22 protein-coding genes are annotated in these 15,827 nt (G+C 41.7%); 16 read left to right on the top strand and 6 right to left on the bottom strand.

What is annotated here, in order from left to right:
• Nucleotides 1-47 precede the first annotated feature (47 nt).
• The 3 genes from ADP71_RS06550 (at nt 48) to ADP71_RS06540 (ending at nt 3,071) form a co-directional block, all read left to right on the top strand.
• Nucleotides 48-911: a BRO-N domain-containing protein gene (locus ADP71_RS06550; RefSeq protein ID WP_171461005.1), complete on the top strand. Its 864-nt coding sequence runs from the start codon at nt 48-50 to the stop codon at nt 909-911.
• Nucleotides 912-1,113: 202 nt separating this feature from the next.
• Nucleotides 1,114-2,262, top strand: coding sequence for an AAA family ATPase (locus ADP71_RS06545; protein ID WP_171461004.1), 1,149 nt, complete (start codon nt 1,114-1,116; stop codon nt 2,260-2,262).
• Between the two features lie 5 nt (nt 2,263-2,267).
• A complete protein-coding gene (locus tag ADP71_RS06540; protein ID WP_104931784.1) occupies nt 2,268-3,071 on the top strand; it encodes a hypothetical protein in 804 nt (267 codons plus the stop codon).
• 9 nt (nt 3,072-3,080) lie between these two features.
• Here the strand turns inward: ADP71_RS06540 and ADP71_RS06535 are convergent, their stop codons facing one another.
• The gene (locus ADP71_RS06535) at nt 3,081-3,233 is read right to left on the bottom strand and encodes a hypothetical protein (RefSeq protein ID WP_158667163.1); all 153 of its coding nucleotides are present in this window, start codon (nt 3,231-3,233) and stop codon (nt 3,081-3,083) included.
• Between the two features lie 28 nt (nt 3,234-3,261).
• On the opposite strand from ADP71_RS06535, the gene ADP71_RS06530 reads away from it, so the two are divergent.
• The 10 genes from ADP71_RS06530 (at nt 3,262) to ADP71_RS06485 (ending at nt 8,535) form a co-directional block, all read left to right on the top strand.
• The gene (locus ADP71_RS06530) at nt 3,262-3,444 is read left to right on the top strand and encodes a hypothetical protein (RefSeq protein ID WP_158667162.1); all 183 of its coding nucleotides are present in this window, start codon (nt 3,262-3,264) and stop codon (nt 3,442-3,444) included.
• 39 nt (nt 3,445-3,483) lie between these two features.
• A complete protein-coding gene (locus tag ADP71_RS06525) occupies nt 3,484-3,798 on the top strand; it encodes a transposase (RefSeq protein ID WP_104931416.1) in 315 nt (104 codons plus the stop codon).
• On the top strand, nt 3,774-4,616 hold the full coding sequence (locus ADP71_RS06520; protein ID WP_104931415.1) for an IS3 family transposase: 843 nt from the start codon (nt 3,774-3,776) through the stop codon (nt 4,614-4,616). The genes ADP71_RS06525 and ADP71_RS06520 overlap by 25 nt, the downstream gene beginning before the upstream one ends.
• 27 nt (nt 4,617-4,643) lie before the next feature.
• Nucleotides 4,644-4,922 carry a hypothetical protein gene (locus ADP71_RS06515; RefSeq protein WP_104931782.1) on the top strand — a complete coding sequence of 93 codons (279 nt, stop codon included), beginning with the start codon at nt 4,644-4,646 and terminating at the stop codon, nt 4,920-4,922.
• The gene (locus ADP71_RS06510) at nt 4,912-5,601 is read left to right on the top strand and encodes a hypothetical protein (protein WP_104931781.1); all 690 of its coding nucleotides are present in this window, start codon (nt 4,912-4,914) and stop codon (nt 5,599-5,601) included. Before ADP71_RS06515 ends, ADP71_RS06510 begins: the two co-directional genes overlap by 11 nt.
• Nucleotides 5,598-6,488 carry a hypothetical protein gene (locus tag ADP71_RS06505; RefSeq protein WP_104931780.1) on the top strand — a complete coding sequence of 297 codons (891 nt, stop codon included), beginning with the start codon at nt 5,598-5,600 and terminating at the stop codon, nt 6,486-6,488. The genes ADP71_RS06510 and ADP71_RS06505 overlap by 4 nt, the downstream gene beginning before the upstream one ends.
• Entirely contained in the window at nt 6,488-7,006 is a 519-nt protein-coding gene (locus ADP71_RS06500; RefSeq protein WP_104931779.1) for a hypothetical protein, read from the top strand. Before ADP71_RS06505 ends, ADP71_RS06500 begins: the two co-directional genes overlap by 1 nt.
• Before the next feature lie 86 nt (nt 7,007-7,092).
• Nucleotides 7,093-7,851 carry an N-acetylmuramidase domain-containing protein gene (locus ADP71_RS06495; protein ID WP_104931778.1) on the top strand — a complete coding sequence of 253 codons (759 nt, stop codon included), beginning with the start codon at nt 7,093-7,095 and terminating at the stop codon, nt 7,849-7,851.
• Nucleotides 7,848-8,252, top strand: coding sequence for a hypothetical protein (locus tag ADP71_RS06490; protein WP_019958907.1), 405 nt, complete (start codon nt 7,848-7,850; stop codon nt 8,250-8,252). The genes ADP71_RS06495 and ADP71_RS06490 overlap by 4 nt, the downstream gene beginning before the upstream one ends.
• A 1-nt stretch (nt 8,253) precedes the next feature.
• Nucleotides 8,254-8,535, top strand: coding sequence for a hypothetical protein (locus ADP71_RS06485; protein ID WP_104931777.1), 282 nt, complete (start codon nt 8,254-8,256; stop codon nt 8,533-8,535).
• A gap of 119 nt (nt 8,536-8,654) precedes the next feature.
• Here ADP71_RS06485 and ADP71_RS06480 read toward each other — a convergent pair whose 3' ends face one another.
• From ADP71_RS06480 to smpB, 4 genes are all read right to left on the bottom strand, one after another.
• Nucleotides 8,655-9,854 (bottom strand): tyrosine-type recombinase/integrase, encoded by a 1,200-nt coding sequence (locus ADP71_RS06480; RefSeq protein ID WP_104931776.1) that lies wholly within the window; start codon nt 9,852-9,854, stop codon nt 8,655-8,657.
• 174 nt (nt 9,855-10,028) lie between these two features.
• Complete coding sequence (gene guaA, locus ADP71_RS06475; protein WP_104931775.1) at nt 10,029-11,591, bottom strand: glutamine-hydrolyzing GMP synthase; 1,563 nt, start codon at nt 11,589-11,591, stop codon at nt 10,029-10,031.
• Between the two features lie 7 nt (nt 11,592-11,598).
• A complete protein-coding gene (locus tag ADP71_RS06470) occupies nt 11,599-11,946 on the bottom strand; it encodes a hypothetical protein (protein ID WP_019958903.1) in 348 nt (115 codons plus the stop codon).
• 22 nt (nt 11,947-11,968) lie between these two features.
• Entirely contained in the window at nt 11,969-12,415 is a 447-nt protein-coding gene (gene smpB, locus ADP71_RS06465; RefSeq protein WP_019958902.1) for an SsrA-binding protein SmpB, read from the bottom strand.
• Nucleotides 12,416-12,534: 119 nt separating this feature from the next.
• Between smpB and ADP71_RS06460 the strand changes: the two genes are divergently transcribed.
• Genes ADP71_RS06460 through pth form a run of 3 tightly spaced genes read left to right on the top strand, consistent with a single transcriptional unit; the run spans nt 12,535 to nt 13,828 of the window.
• The gene (locus ADP71_RS06460) at nt 12,535-12,969 is read left to right on the top strand and encodes a type II toxin-antitoxin system RatA family toxin (RefSeq protein ID WP_171461003.1); all 435 of its coding nucleotides are present in this window, start codon (nt 12,535-12,537) and stop codon (nt 12,967-12,969) included.
• A complete protein-coding gene (locus ADP71_RS06455) occupies nt 12,959-13,240 on the top strand; it encodes an RnfH family protein (RefSeq protein ID WP_019958900.1) in 282 nt (93 codons plus the stop codon). Before ADP71_RS06460 ends, ADP71_RS06455 begins: the two co-directional genes overlap by 11 nt.
• Nucleotides 13,241-13,246: 6 nt before the next feature.
• Nucleotides 13,247-13,828, top strand: coding sequence for an aminoacyl-tRNA hydrolase (gene pth / locus ADP71_RS06450; RefSeq protein WP_026353631.1), 582 nt, complete (start codon nt 13,247-13,249; stop codon nt 13,826-13,828).
• 74 nt (nt 13,829-13,902) lie between these two features.
• Here the strand turns inward: pth and ADP71_RS06445 are convergent, their stop codons facing one another.
• Nucleotides 13,903-15,324: a hypothetical protein gene (locus ADP71_RS06445; protein ID WP_171461002.1), complete on the bottom strand. Its 1,422-nt coding sequence runs from the start codon at nt 15,322-15,324 to the stop codon at nt 13,903-13,905.
• Nucleotides 15,325-15,827 lie beyond the last annotated feature (503 nt).

The raw sequence follows: 15,827 nt of genomic DNA, 5'->3' as shown, positions 1-15,827 counted from the left end.
CCCAATTGGGTTTCATATTTCGAAAAATACCATAAGGAGTGTTCATCATGAACGCACTGTCTTTCAATCAAGTTTCTTTGAATCCTGTTACACATGCTGACAACCAAATTTGGATTACTTCAGCCGAGCTTGCAAAAGCGCTGGGCTATAAAGCTGTGGACTCTGTAACCAAGATTTTTAACCGCAATTCAGACGAGTTTACAGAGGAAATGTCACAGACGGTCAATTTGACCGTCAGCGGTAAAATCAATGGCTTACAGCACAAATCAGTCCGAATCTTTAGTTTACGTGGTTGCTATGCAATCGCCTTTTTTGCCAAAACCGAAGTTGCCAAACAATTCCGCAAATGGGTGTTGGATTTAATCGAAACCGAAGCGCAGAAGTTTACAGGACGCTCAACCACCACAGACGAACGTACAGGCCTGCGTGATGCTGTTAACGCCGTAGTCAGTAAAAAGAGCATGCTTTATCCTGACGCCTACAAATTGGTACACCAGCGTTTCAACGTCCAACACATCGACGAATTGACCTTGGAACAAGTTGGCGAGGCTACTGAATACTTGCATCGGTTGTTGCTCAATGACAACGGCGAGCGTCCTGTCAATTTGGAGCCATTGATCATGTGTGCGTTGACCTGCGATTCCGCTTGGGAAACAGTGAAACCAATTTTGTACAAGGTAAATCCAGACATGACTTCGTCCATGAATGGTTTTTTTGCCTCCTTGCGTGTTACCGCTAGAACAACTGCCAGAAGTATCGGCTTTACTGCTTCAGAGGTGCATCAGCCTTGGTTGAAATATGGAATGAAAAACTATATCGTGACCATTCCAATGACACAAACGGGTGAGTATTTAGTACGACTGAACCGTGGCGTGCCTGAGTTGGCACAGGTGGCGTTTAAGCCTGCTTGATGGGTTGAGTGTTGAGAAATGTTGTAAATTGGCGTCCTGTAGGGTTATAGGACGTTTTTTTTATCTAATTGAATTAATGTAAATGGCTGTTTAATTTAAATAATTTTTAATACGTTTAATAATATGCCGTATTTTTTCTACGGATAGGAACGCTTATGGTATTATTTTCTCAATTATACAGATACTTAAATGGGAATTCCAAATGTTAAAAAGATTCGAAGTTAAGAATTTTAAGTCATTTAAAGATAATTTAATTTTTGATTTGAGTAAAACTAAAAATTATGCTTTTAATGAAAGTTGTATTAAAAATGGAATTTGTAATAATGCAATAATTTATGGGATGAATGGCTCAGGGAAGTCAAATTTAGGTTTAGCTATGTTTGATATTATTCGTCATGCTAGTGATTCATTTTCACCGCATGATTTATATGCAAATAACTATGTATACGCGGGGTCAAAATTAAATGATAGGGTAGTTGAGTTCAAATACGTTTTCGAATTTGAAAAAGTTGAGGTAGTGTACTCTTATTCAAAAATTAGTGCCGATCATTTGGTATCTGAAAATTTAACTATTGGTGGTGATTTATTTGTAGATATTGATAGAAGTAGAACAATTAATAAAAATAAACGAACTAAAGCTATTATTAATTTTAAAGGAACAGAGTCTCTTAATAAAGAAATTGAAAACGATAATTTGTCTATATTAATGTATTTGAAATCAAATGCCAATCTTGATAAAAGAACAAAAGTTAATAAAATATTTTATCAAATGATAAATTTTATAGATGGGATGCTTTATTTTAGATCTATTAGTGATAATAGATTTATTGGAACACATGTTTCAAACCAAAAGAGTATTGTTTTAGATATTATTGAGCGAGAGAAAATTGAAGATTTTGAATCTTTTTTAAATAGAGTTGGTATTGAATGTAAGCTTATTAAACATTTAAACGATATCTGTTTTGATATAGAAGGTGTCCCAGTACCTTTCTTTGACATAGCTTCTAGTGGTACAAAAGCATTAGCTTTGTTCTATTTTTGGATTAGCAGAATTAGTGAAGAAAAAATAAATTTTTTGTTTATAGATGAATTTGATGCTTTTTATCATTATGAATTATCAAAAGAAATCGTTGAAATGCTTAAAAAACAAAATATTCAAATTCTGTTAACTACTCATAATACCTCTATAATGACAAATGATTTAATGAGACCTGATTGTTATTTTGTAATTCATAATCAGCAAATTAACTCATTACCATATTTGACAGAAAAAGAATTAAGATTTGCTCATAATCTTGAAAAACTTTACAGAGCTAATGCGTTTGATTCTAATGATAATGATTCAGAGTAATAATAATGGCCAACCAAAAATTTCTGATTGTTGTAGAGGGTGAGAAAGCTGAAGTTCAAATTATTCAATCATTGAAAAATTCTGGATTATTCCCTGTTAATAATGAAGTTATTGCATATTGTGGTGATATCTATCAATTGTACAATTTATATAAAAGATTGTCTGAAGATGATGGTCTAGATATTATTGGTCTTTTAATTGCTCAAAAATTAATCAGCTCTACATCTAAACGGGATGATTTTGCCGAGATTTACTTGTTTTTTGATTATGATATTCAAGCTTTAACCTACAAGGATGATCAAGGTAATAAAACTATTAATGTCGATTTAGGCAATGAGCAAATTAATAGAATGCTAGAGTATTTTGATGATGAAACAGGGAATGGTAAATTATTTATCAGCTATCCAATGGTTGAGTCTGTGAAAAAATGTCTATGTTATCCAGATTTAGATACATTTATTGAATGTAGAGTTGAAAAAATCTATGATTATTTATCTATTTTTAAACAGCACTATAGGCAGCATGCCTTTGATGTAAACTGTGGATTTTCAAGAATAGATTTGCCTCAATGGATAGAAATAATTGATTTTTCATGCAAAAAATCAAATGCCCTTACCACTGGCAATAAAAATTTTCCAGTAGATATAGTAACTCAATATGATATTTTTTTAGTTCAAAAGGGTCGATATATTTATCTGTTATCTGCTTTTCCCCTTATGTTACTCCATTATTATGGCTCAGAAAAATTGCAACAGAACTTGTTGGAAGCTAGAGATAAGTTGGCAAATCCCAATACCGCACCAATATGAGACTGAAACTCAGGGAACGCTCCGAAACCCCCACCCAAACCCAGCCCACAATATCGCTTGTGGGTTTTTCTTTGCCCACTGTTTGACCATTCGCCGATGCGCATCGGTAGCAGGCAAGCCAAAACCACCCATAATGGCTTGTCTGCGTGAATGGCCAAGCATTTCAAATCTTATGGGTGTAGGTGGGCAAATGAATACCATTACTTTTAATCAAGTGGCTTTGAATCCTGTAACGCAGCCTGACAATCAAATTTGGGTGACTTCTGCTCAGTTGGCCAATGCGTTGGGTTATGCACGCCCAGATTCAGTAAATAAAATCTTTGAGCACAATTCGGATGAGTTTACTGACCAAATGAGTGTAATGACCCACTAAATTTCTGCTCAGGTATTATTCCATCTAGGAGATACTAAAATGAGTAGCCAAATGAGTGATGAAAACAAACGTTGGAGTGCCAAACGCAAGAGTGCATTGGTATTGGAAATCATCCAAGGTAAGACCACGGTAGCCGAAGCTTCTCGGCAATTTGATTTAACGCCATCTGAATTGGAAAGCTGGGTTGATCAAGCTAAAGAAGGTATGGAAAACGCTTTGCGAGCCAAACCTCGTGATGTGCGTCAGCAATACGAAAAGCAAATTCACCAATTACAGGCCGCTTATGGTGAAGCGATGTTGGAGCTGCGTGCGCGAAAAAAGTTGGAGGAATGGTTGGAGCGGGACGAGAACTGATTTGGCGTTTGCATGAACAGTTTGCATCTGATGGTGTTCACGTCAGCATCAGCCGCTTGTGTGCTTGGTTTGGTGTGGCTCGTCGTTCAGTGTATTACCGACCACATCGCAAACAGCCAGTGGTAAAAGAATGCTATTCAGAACCGATTAAACAATTGATTGAAGAACAACCATCATTTGGTTACAGGACGGTTGCTGCTTTGCTGAGTATGAATAAAAACACTGTCCAACGTGTGTTTCAGCTCAAAGGTTGGCAAGTACGTAAACGCTCAGTCGGTCGCAGACCTCGGATTCAAGCGGTGCCATCCAAAGCACAGGAGCCAAATCAACGTTGGTCTACAGATTTGTGTCGGGTTTGGGGTGGTAAAGATGGTTGGCTCAGTCTGGCTTTGGTAATGGATTGCCATACCCGTGAATTATTGGGCTGGCAACTTTCCAAAACTGGTAAAGCCAGTACGGCTGTGAGTGCATTGGAACACGCTTTGATCAGCCGCTTTCGCTGTTTGGGCAAGGTGCCTGAACGTTTCTTATTGCGTTCAGACAATGGTTTGGTGTTTACCAGTCGCAAATATACTGCGTTGGTGAGCAGTTATGGTTTGCAGCAAGAATTCATCACACCGCATTGCCCACAGCAAAACGGCATGGTGGAAAGATTGATTCGCACCATTAAAGAGCAATGCGTTCATCGCTACCGCTTTGAGAGTTTGCAACATGCCAATCGTGTATTGAGCGATTGGATACAGTTTTACAATGAACGAAGACCTCATCAGGCATTGGGTATGAAAACTCCTACTGAAGTCTATCGATTAAGCTTGTGACTTGTGCAGAAAGTGCTAGGTCATTACATGAGCCGCTACGTCAATTTGACGTATCGGAATAAAAACAATGAGTTGGATAATAATAATTTCCGTATTTTCAGCTTGCGTGGCTGTTATTCAATCGCATTTTTCGCCAAAACCGAAGTGGCCAAACAATTCCGCAAATGGGTGTTGGATTTGATTGAGCAACAAATGAAAAACAGCCAATACCATCAAGTCAGCGTCATGCAGCAATATTACACCATGCAGATGTTAGCCAATTTGAATTTGCCTGATGCTGATGAGGTACCACCTTATGTCCACTAACAATACAGGTCGCCAAGATGTGGTCAAAGAAGCGTTTGTTCGCTATATCATGGCTGGCGTGGATGAAATGTTACCTATCACACCTGCACTGCAAAAATTCATCACAAAGCCACGTTCAAGCCGCTTACGGGTGTGCCCAAGTCGGATGGTGGATGATGTACAAGACATGCTCAATACTTACCGTCGCAGCAGTGATGCCAATGGCAAAGCCATCGATTCACCATTGCCAGTGATGTTCATTGCTTTTGCTAAAGAAACCTCGCCGATTCCAACAGATCGAGGACGCAGCGTGGCAGATGTACAAAATGTGAACCTCAACAATACCAGCGGCTTTTACCAGGTGCGTATGCAGCATAAGTCTTGGCGGTGCCAATTGGTGTTTGTGGCGCACGAACATGAAACAGCTACCGGCATGACCGATCAGATGCGTTTGTACATGCAGCGCTTCAAAAACCACCGCTGGCAAATCCCTTGGCACCATGATGGTGAAGAATTTGAAACCACAGGCACGTTTGAAGATGGTTTTGAGCCTATGGAATCGGTCATTGATGTGGACGGTGGCCGTAAAAACATCACCATTTTTGCATGGGATTTAACTTTGAACTATGTGTTGCCGTTTGTGGGTGATGCAGTTACTGCCATTCAGACTGGTGATGTCAATATTCAGGTGAACCCATGATTGTTCGAATGGCCAATGGCCAAACCATAGATGGTGATTTGATTGTCGATGCCACGCTGCGTGACAGTTTAACGCCTGTACCAGTCACGTTTGAAGCCACCATCCGTTTGAAAGAATCATTTGCCAATCAGCTTTTAGAAGGTATGGAAATCAAAGTAGGGCGTGACCAAACACCGATGGTGATTAAATACGTACGCGATTCTATCAGCAGCGTCTACCAAGGCGGCATGGTGCAAATCCGTTATTTCATTGCCTTACACAAGAATACCGAAGGCATCAGCCACCGCGCCGTCAAAGGCATCTTTTTGGAAAACACCACCTTGTCCGAAATCTACAAAGCTTGTGGTGGCAAGTCCGAGATAGGCAAAGACTTTGCGGTACCCAAGTTTTACTGCTTCAAAGGCGAAACCCCAAGCTATTTGATTGCCCGTGTGTGCCAAGAGCACGGTGGTGTGGTGCGTTGGATGCCAGATGGTGATCGCTTGGAGTTTACCCGCATCAATGACTTGTTTGGCCAAGAGCCGATTATGAAGCTGCAAACCTTAGCCGACTACACCCAAAAGTCAGGCTTTTTAGAGCGCCATGAATTGCCCGCTTACATCAGTTGCGCACCCGATGGCAGTATTGTGAAGGGCAATTTTGACAAAGACCGCAATGTTGAATTCATGCCGCATAAAACCGAAGCCCAATTGAACAGCATGACCGATGTATTGCTCAATGCCAAAGAGATTCCCAGCCAATTTGCACCTGATGTACACAGTGGTCAATTAATTGATGGCGGGCAAATCAAATTCGCGATTATTACCGCTGCCCATTCATTCAGACAAGGTGCAGGCAATGGTGGCGAAGAAAGCCAATCCGTATTTTGGACAGGAGTGAAACAATAATGGCCCTTTATCCTGCGGTAGTTGAATCCTACGATGGCCAACGCCGTCGTGCACGCATTGCCATCCCTGGTATGACCGATGGTTCCAATGTTTATCCAGAAGCTGAACTGATGTATCCGTTAGGTGACAGCCACAACGACACCGAAATTGAAATTGAAGCCGGTGATAAGGTTTGGATTGATTTTTCGGTTGAGGGGGATTGGCGCTATCCCATAATCATGGGTTATCGACAGCCTGAAACCGGTAATTTGGTGGGTATCCGTCGTTGGCGCCAAAAGCGCATTGAATTGATTGCGGATCATGTGCTCATTGACTGCAAAACCATGGAAGTGACCGGTGATGTGACCATCAAAGGCCTTTTAAGCGTCCTGAAAACACTGACAGTGGCTTTGTTAACCCAATTGTTGAGTGGTCTGGCTGTGACAGGCACGATGACCAACAATGATAAAGATGTCGGCTCTACCCACAAACACAATGAAAACGGGGATGGTGGTGGTACAACAGATGAGCCATTTTAAATAATTGAGGCAGATAGGGAACGGTCCGAAAAGGCCGTTTTTTTCATTCTTACAATGGAATCACTTTTAATTCAAAGGTGAGACCGATGCAACAGATTACTTTAACAGCTCAAGAGGCTGAGCGCGCCAAAGATTTGAACGTGGCATGGATGCAAAAATGGCTGAACGTACATGGCGCTTATCCTGCTCTGGCTGTTGATGGCGATGGTGGCAGTTTGACGCGTGCGGCGATTATTCAAGTGTTCACCAACAAACATGCCATGCCCATTCTTGAATACCAACTTCAAACCATTGCCGAACAATTGGGCGACACCAACACCCAACGCATCAAAGCGGTGGCGACTGTTGAAAGTGGCACTTATGGTGGTTGGTTTGCGTCAGGCTTGCCCGTTATTTTGTATGAGCGTCACAAGTTTTGGGAATGGGTGCAAGATAAAAGCAAACGAGTGTTATCGTGGTTTTCCAATCCAAAAGCAGGTGACTACACTATGGATGCGAATAACAACGGCATCAATGATTCTTGGGAAAAACTCTCTTATGCGGCCTGCAAAGACCCACTGGCAGCTTTTCAAGCCATTAGCATTGGTAAATTTCAAGTTTTAGGACGCTGGTACCGTGAATGTGGCTATAACCATCCGATTGAAATGTTGTGGGCAGCCCGTAACAGTGAGTTGGCTCACTATGAAATGTTGCGTGATTACATTCTAAAGGTGGCCAATTTGAAAGGGGCATTTTTACGTATCAGCAGCCATCCTGAAGACTGTCGTGCGTTTGCCAAAGGTTATAACGGTCCCGCATATGAAAAATATGCTTACCATACCAAGATTGCAAAGGAAATGCGATGAGTGCAGAAACCACGATTGCAGGATACCTTGCCGCTTGGTTGGGTGCTGGCTTCATGACTCTTATCGGATCTTTGCCAGCTGAATGTTTTTTTGCAGGTTGTTTTTTGGGGTTTTGTTTGGTCGGTGTACACAGCCGTGTGACCCGTTGGAACAGCGTCGCCACCATTGTGATCACATCTTTTGTGGCAGGCAGCTTGCCACCATTCTTTGGCATGTGGTTAGGCTTACCACGTGAAGGCTATTTGTTTGTGGCAGTATTTTCAGCCATTGCTTGGCCATTCATTTCATTGCGTTTGCATGAAGCATTTTTTGCTACATGTAATAAATTGATTTTGGCCATGCCTGACATATTGCCAGATGTGATTAAAAAGTTGCTGAGTAAGAAATGGGGAGGTGGCTAAGATGGTGATTTTACAATTGGCCATCTTGGCTGTGATGTTTGTTTTTTCGGCTTGCGTGGTTGCCAAAGAACGGTTTTGTTTAAATTGCCAACATGACGTGGTGCGTTTGCTGTTTCATGCGTCGTTTGGCACTTATGCCATGGCACGAATCTATTGCTTACTCAAATACAATCCAGAAGTTATGTGGTGGTTGATAAGAATAGAGATTGTATTGGTTATTGTGATTTGCTTACGCTTTTTAAGAAATTTAAAAATAAGTGAAAGCAAATCTTTGAGCAACTAGATAATGGTCATGATAATTTGTATAACAAAAAAATTAATGGCAAGCTGAACATTAATGAAGCTTAAAAACATCACTCAAAAGAGCCCACTAAAGTGGGTTCTTTTGTATTTGAGAGTGTGCTAACCTTTGTTTGGTAAAGCATCTTGCTTTCGGTAAGCATCAATCATGTTGGCCCAATCTTGCATTAAAATCCTGCGCTCGGCCTCGTATTCGGCTTTGTTGTACACGCCTCTGATGGATCCATCCGTATGCGCCAAACACTTCTCAATGTGGTCTGTGTTATAGCCTTTCTCGTGCAGTATTGTTGAGGCTGTGCGTCTAAAGTCATGGATGACAAAGCTTTCAAATTTATACTTGGCCATCACTCGCTCAATGATTCTTGATGCCGCTCGGTTGACGCTTGATACATTCATTGGCTTGCGCTTATTGCCACGAGCGGCAAATAAAAATTCACTGCCGTGGCTGTGTATTTTGAGTGCGCCAATCAGCTCACAGGCTTGGTCGGACAAATAAACATTGTGCTCACGCCGCGCTTTCATGCGTTCTGCAGGTATGATCCATACTTTTGATTCAAGATCGATTTCATCCCATTTGGCATTGACTACTTCTGACTTGCGCAACATGGTCAATAGTAGCAGCTTGATAGCAATGATTACTGTTGGATAGGTTTCACATTCATCAATTTCAGATAGAAACAAACCAATGTCTTTGGGCGTTAAAGAGCGACTACGTGGTTTACCTCGGTAATAACCTTTGTTTTCTATCGTTGACGCTGGGTTGTGTATGTCCAATCCTTTTAAGATTGCATACTTATAAATGGCATTGAATATGTCACGCACACGCGTGGCGGTGGTTGGCGCACCTCGTTCAAGTATGGTTTCACAAAGCGTCCTGATATGTATCGCTTTAATCTCAGTCAAAAGCTTGCGCTCAAACTGTGGCTTGATTTCTGAAACATAGGTACCGGCTTTTACTTTACGAGTTGATTCTGCCAGTTCAGTATGGTTGAAATACTTTAGCCACCATTCGTCAATGGTGTTCCCTTGCTGATTTTGTTTTGTGTCTTTTTTGGCTTGTTGTGGGCTGATGCCTTGGTTGAGCAGCTTTTTGGCTTCAAGCAATATTTCTCTCGCCTCTGCCAAGCTAATAATGCCGTACTTGCCTATGGTTAAGGTTTCACGTCTGCCATTGAAACGGTAATCGTAGCGAAAGACTTTCGAGCCAGTCGGGTTGATCATGACATATAGACCATCTCTGTCTGACTCTTTGTAAGTTTTTTCTTTGGGTTTTAATGCTTTGATTTTTGTATCGCTGAGCATGACGGTAAATTTTCACGGTGTTTTTGACTGTTGCTGATTTTACCGTTTTGTTTACCGTCAAATCAATGAAATGATTTGAAATGATATGAAATAGAGGGAAAAGAAAAACCCTGCTAGATGCAGGGTTTGATTGAAGATTTGAAATGAGCTGAAATGTCATGAAACGAGTTTCAATTATTCCCACTCAATCGTTGCAGGTGGTTTGCCTGATACGTCGTAAACCACACGGTTGATGCCGCGCACTTCGTTGATGATGCGGTTAGATACGGTGCCCAACAAATCGTATGGCAAGTGTGCCCAATGCGCCGTCATGAAGTCGTTGGTAATCACTGCACGCAATGCCACCACGTATTCGTAAGTGCGGCCGTCACCCATCACGCCAACCGATTTGACAGGTAAGAACACAGCGAAAGCTTGGCTGGTTTTGTCGTACCAAGACACACCGTTTTCATCTTTAAAATTGCGCAATTCTTGGATGAAAATGTCATCCGCGCGACGCAATAAATCAGCATATTCTGCTTTGACTTCACCCAAAATACGCACACCTAAGCCAGGGCCTGGGAATGGATGACGATAGACCATTTCGCGAGGTAAACCCAATGCCACGCCCAATTCACGTACTTCGTCTTTGAACAAGTCGCGCAATGGTTCTAGCAATTGTAAATGCATGTCTTCTGGCAAACCACCCACATTGTGGTGCGATTTAATCGCATGGGCTTTGTTTTTCTTACCGCCTGCAGATTCAATCACATCCGGGTAAATGGTGCCTTGTGCCAACCATTTGGCATTGGTTAATTTGCCAGATTCCTCTTGGAAAACTTCCACGAACTCAGCGCCAATGATTTTGCGTTTTTTCTCAGGGTCGGTTTCACCAGCCAATTTGCCCATGAACACGTCCGATGCGTTGACTTGAATCACTTTCACGCCCAAATTGCGCGCGAACATGTCCATCACCATATCGCCTTCGTTTAAGCGTAATAAACCCTGGTCAACAAACACGCAAGTCAATTGACTACCGATGGCACGGTGAATCAATGCTGCAGCAACAGAGGAATCCACGCCGCCAGACAAGCCTAAAATCACTTCATCAGAACCCACTTGTTCGCGAATTTTCGCAACGGCTTCTTCGATGTAGTTAGGCATGGTCCAGCTTGGTTTGGCACCACAAATGTTCAGCACAAATTGGTTTAAGATTTCGCGACCTTTAACAGTGTGGGTCACTTCTGGGTGAAATTGTACCCCGTAGAAGTTTTTAGCTGTATTTTGCATGATGGCAACAGGGCAGCTTGGCGTATGACCTACGATTTCAAAGTTCTCAGGCAAACGAGACACTTTGTCACCGTGGCTCATCCATACTTCCATGGTGTTGTCCGCATCGGCCAAATCCGCTAACAATGGGCTCGCTGCCACATTGACTTTGGCATAACCAAATTCGCGTTGGTTACCAGCAGACACTTCGCCGCCCATCACATGCGCCATCCATTGCATGCCATAACAAATGCCCAAAACAGGCACGCCCAATTCCAATAAACCAGTGTCTGCTTGGTAGTCTGATTCGTAAACCGAGTTAGGGCCGCCAGACAAAATAATGCCGCTTGGATTAAAAGCTTTGATGTCTTCTAAAGACATATCGAACGGGTGTAATTCACAATATACATGGGCTTCACGAACACGGCGCGCAATCAATTGCGTCACTTGTGAGCCGAAATCTAAAATCAGGATTTTGTCCATCAGAATTCTCTAATCAATCTTTGGGTGGAGGTGTAGGGCGAGCATATTTATCGGGTACGAGATTGCTGCGAGAAAGCAACAACAGCAAACCCAACCAAACCATGCCCGCCGAAAAAATGTGCGACAAACCAAAAATGTATTCGTGATACAAATAAATGGCTGCGCCCAAATACATTAAAAATGGTCCTGCCACGATGGATTGTTTGTTCAAACCATCCATGACCATGACCAAAAAGCCAAAAACCGCCAAGCCTATTGCGAAAATAGAGGCGGTGTCGGGCAATAAATCAGTCGATTTTAAAAACCAAATGCAGCCTGATATAATCAGCAGCAATGGGAAAAATAAGGATCGGCTACGCATGTTTACAGGACGCTTTCATCAATTAACGAGCATTTTTCATGATGCGTTGTTTTTCGCGCTGCCAGTCTTTTTCTTTCGCACTTTCACGTTTGTCGTGTTGTTTTTTACCTTTGGCCAAACCAATGTCGATTTTAATGCGGCCATGGTTATAATGCAGATTCAATGGCACAACGGTATAACCATCACGCTCAACTTGGCCATACCATTTGTCGATTTGGCGGCGATTCATCAATAATTTGCGTGAACGGGTCACATCGGGTTTGATGTGGGTCGAGGCTTCAGGCAAAGGGGTGATGTGGCAGCCAATCAAATAAAAATCGCCATCACGATAATAAATATAGCTTTCTTTCAATTGCACACGGCCAGCACGGATGGCTTTGACTTCCCATCCTTCTAATACCAAACCAGCTTCCAATTGTTCTTCGATGAAAAAATCATGGAAGGCTTTTCTATTGTTAATAATGCTCATGGCGTATCCCCAAGTAACAAGATGCTATTTTAACAGAAAGCGCGGCATCAGTGGATTTTCGCCGCAGGGCAATTGATGGCATAATAGCGTTTGCTTATTTTTTGCTTTTAAAGATTTGAATGAACACTGTTAAAAAGAATGTGTTGGTGACCCACACCGCCGAGCAAATGTTCGCTTTGGTAGACGATATTGAAAATTATGCTGATTTTTTGCCATGGTGTGGTCAGTCTGTGGTGCACAAGCGTGAAAACAATGTGGTAGAAGCCACGGTTGGGATTGATTACATGCGCTTGAAACAAGGTTTTTCAACCCGCAATACCAATATTCCCAATTGTGAAATTCGCATGCAATTGCTCGAAGGACCATTCAAGTCTTTGGAAGGCATATGGAAATTCACTTCATTTGATGAAATCGGTTGCCGCATTGATTTTCATTTGGAATATGAGTTTGCCAATAGTTTGATTTCCAGAGTGATTGCGCCTGTGTTTGGTCGCATTTCGTCGACTTTGGTCGACTCATTCATCAAAGAGGCCGATCAGCGTTATGGTAAATGAGATATTGGTAGAAGTCGTCTTTGCCACACAACAACAGCAAACTGTCATTGCGTTGAGTGTGAGCATGGGTACGACGGCTTTACAGGCCGCTCAATTAAGTGGTTTGTATGATGAATATCCACATATTCAAGATTACCCTTTGGGCGTGTATGGCAAAGTGGTAGCGCAAGACTATGTGTTAGAAGCACACGACCGCATTGAAATTTACCGCCCTTTATTGGTCGACCCGAAAGAAAACCGCCGCCGCCGTGCAGCACAAAACAAAGATTGATGGTTTATGAAAATACAAATGATTGTGGGCTTGGGCAATATTGGTCCTGAATACGAACATACCCGCCACAATGCAGGTTGGTGGATGATAGATGAATTGGCCGCTACTTGGGGCGCATCGTTTCGGGAAGACAAAAAATATTTTGGTAAAGTCGCCAAAGCCAACACGCCACAAGGCGAAGTGTGGTTGATGAAGCCCTCGTTGTATATGAATAAATCGGGTCAATCGGTGAGTGCCTTGGCGCAGTTTTTCAAAATTCCTGTGGAAGCCATTTTGGTGTTACACGATGAATTGGATATCGCCCCTGGACAAATTCGTTTGAAGCAAGGCGGTGGCAATGGTGGACACAATGGTTTGAAAGACATTCAAGCGAAAATGGGCAGTGCCAATTTTTGGCGTTTGCGTTTGGGCATAGGACATCCCGGTGACAAAAGTTTGGTTTCGGCATTTGTGTTGAACAAACCCAGTCGCGATGACCGAGACGCGATTGACGATGCCATTTGGCGCGCGCGCGGTGAAATCAACACCATGATTGCAGGCGATATGGACGCTGCCATCCGTGTGTTACACAGTGGCAATCCCAAATAAGTTGCCATAAGTTGACTGATGAAAAACGGTTAATACCAAGCGTCCTGTAAATGTTTACAGGACGCTTGTTTTTATTATTTTAAATCAAATTCTTTAACGTCAATACCATTTCTGTTCAATGTGTCGTGTATGCTTTGTTTGATTGTTTCTTCAATATCTTGTTTTAAGATGAAAGAAATAAAGTCTAAACACTTACCATTAATATGATAAAAATTTGGTTGTAATTTTAAATATTGGTTTAATAACTGAGCCCATTGAGTTATGTCTTGTGGTTTTAATTGTTCTTGTTTTTCTCTTATTAGTAGCAACCAAGATGAATGAGCATTAAGGTTATCAGATTGCATTAAAAATTCGTATATTTGAGGTATCCAATCGGGACAATTTACCGAAAGCATCCACAAGCATTCATATTCTGAGGCATCCAATTTGCCACCCACGCCATGGTCTCTTTGTTGCCAATATTGAACCATCCAATCAGGGATGGCTTCACAACGGCGACTGTTTGTGTCCGAGTATTTTGCTTTTAAAATGTCGGTTAGGATTTTGGTCAGATTTTTTGACAAAGGTGCTGAGGCAAGCTTTAAAAACCAATTGATGCTGTCGGTAGCATTGGAATGGTAGTTAAGGCTAATACTCCATAAATATAAGTTTAAGCACCTCTTGTCAAAATCTGACAATAGGTTATCTTGTGGCTTATGAGATTGAAGCAATGTTTTCAAATCAGTTTCAATGAGGCCGTAAGTGTGGACAGTCAATTGATTGTTCATTAAAAATCCAGACCAAGCCAATAAGTGTTGAGGATGCGTGGTATTTAAATAAGGCAATAATTTTTCATGCGCAAAATCAGGTTGATGGTGTTCAAAAAATCCATATTGTGCCATCAAAAGATGAATGACATGCCCTGAGTTGTCGTTTTTTAATGAGGATTTAATGGCACTAAAAGACTGTGTTTGATTGTGAATATTTTCGGTTTGAATGCTTTTTTCAAAAGCCATTATCAGATAACTGATAACGTAACCGATGTTGCTATTGTAGACATTGGCATGTTCTCCAAAAGCATAATATGTTGAGGAAAATCCTGATTGACTATCAATGGCTTGTTCTTGAAGCAAAGTACTCACCAATCGATTTGGCTGTGTGGTGCTTTCAGACTGGTTTTTGAAAAAGGCATTGCGGTGGGTTTGGTCGATTAAATTGCATAATAAATTTGAATATTGTTTTATCGGTAAGGTTTGGAAATATTTAAAACAAGCGTCCCATTGCTTTAAGTCGGTAAATTGCCACTGAGCAAAACCAGAAATGACTTGATGCAGCTTTTTTGTATTGTTTTGCGTATCAATAGCATGCTGGATGAATGCCATTGCCCAAGTAGGGTTTTGTTGGCAGGCTTGGATAATTTCTCGCCACAATCCTTCTGTATCTGGTTCAGAGCCATCCCAAGATTGTTGGTTGTAGGTGAGTAACTCATCAAACCAAGCTGCGTCTTGTTGAGCCAATAATTGTTCTGATGGGTATGGGCTGCGAGGGCTGATGACGCTAGCCTCTCCAATAAATATATGAAGATACGGGTTATCTGACAATTGGTAGTGGGGATGCAGTTGTTTTTGTTGTTGGTAGTAAGCATCAATAGCAGAATCGGTGGCGTGGCATTGTTTGAGCCAAAATGCCCACTGTTCACAATGACCATTGTCTTGATTCGGATAGTCATTCAAACTTTCAATAACCAATTCGATGTTGTCATCTGACAAATTCATCAAACAGTGTTTAAAAAAATCAAATATTTCAGCATGAAAATCCAAAGCATGCATGTCTAGGGTATTGGTAACCAGAGTGAATTTTTCATCTGCTGTGTAAGCAGGATGATGGGCAATGGTGTACAAAGCCAGCTTTTGCAGTAACACGTTTTTTTGAGGCAAATATTCATTCGCCCATGCCCAAGTTTGTTCTGTAGACATTTCAGGCCGCATCAGGACTTGGTAACAAGCATCAACCAATTGGT

The organism is Vitreoscilla sp. C1, from assembly GCF_002951955.2.
In the GTDB taxonomy this organism is placed as follows: Bacteria; Pseudomonadota; Gammaproteobacteria; order Burkholderiales; family Neisseriaceae; genus Vitreoscilla; species Vitreoscilla stercoraria.
Note: the sequence above shows the minus strand (reverse complement) of the source record. Positions and strands in the feature narration are given on the sequence as shown.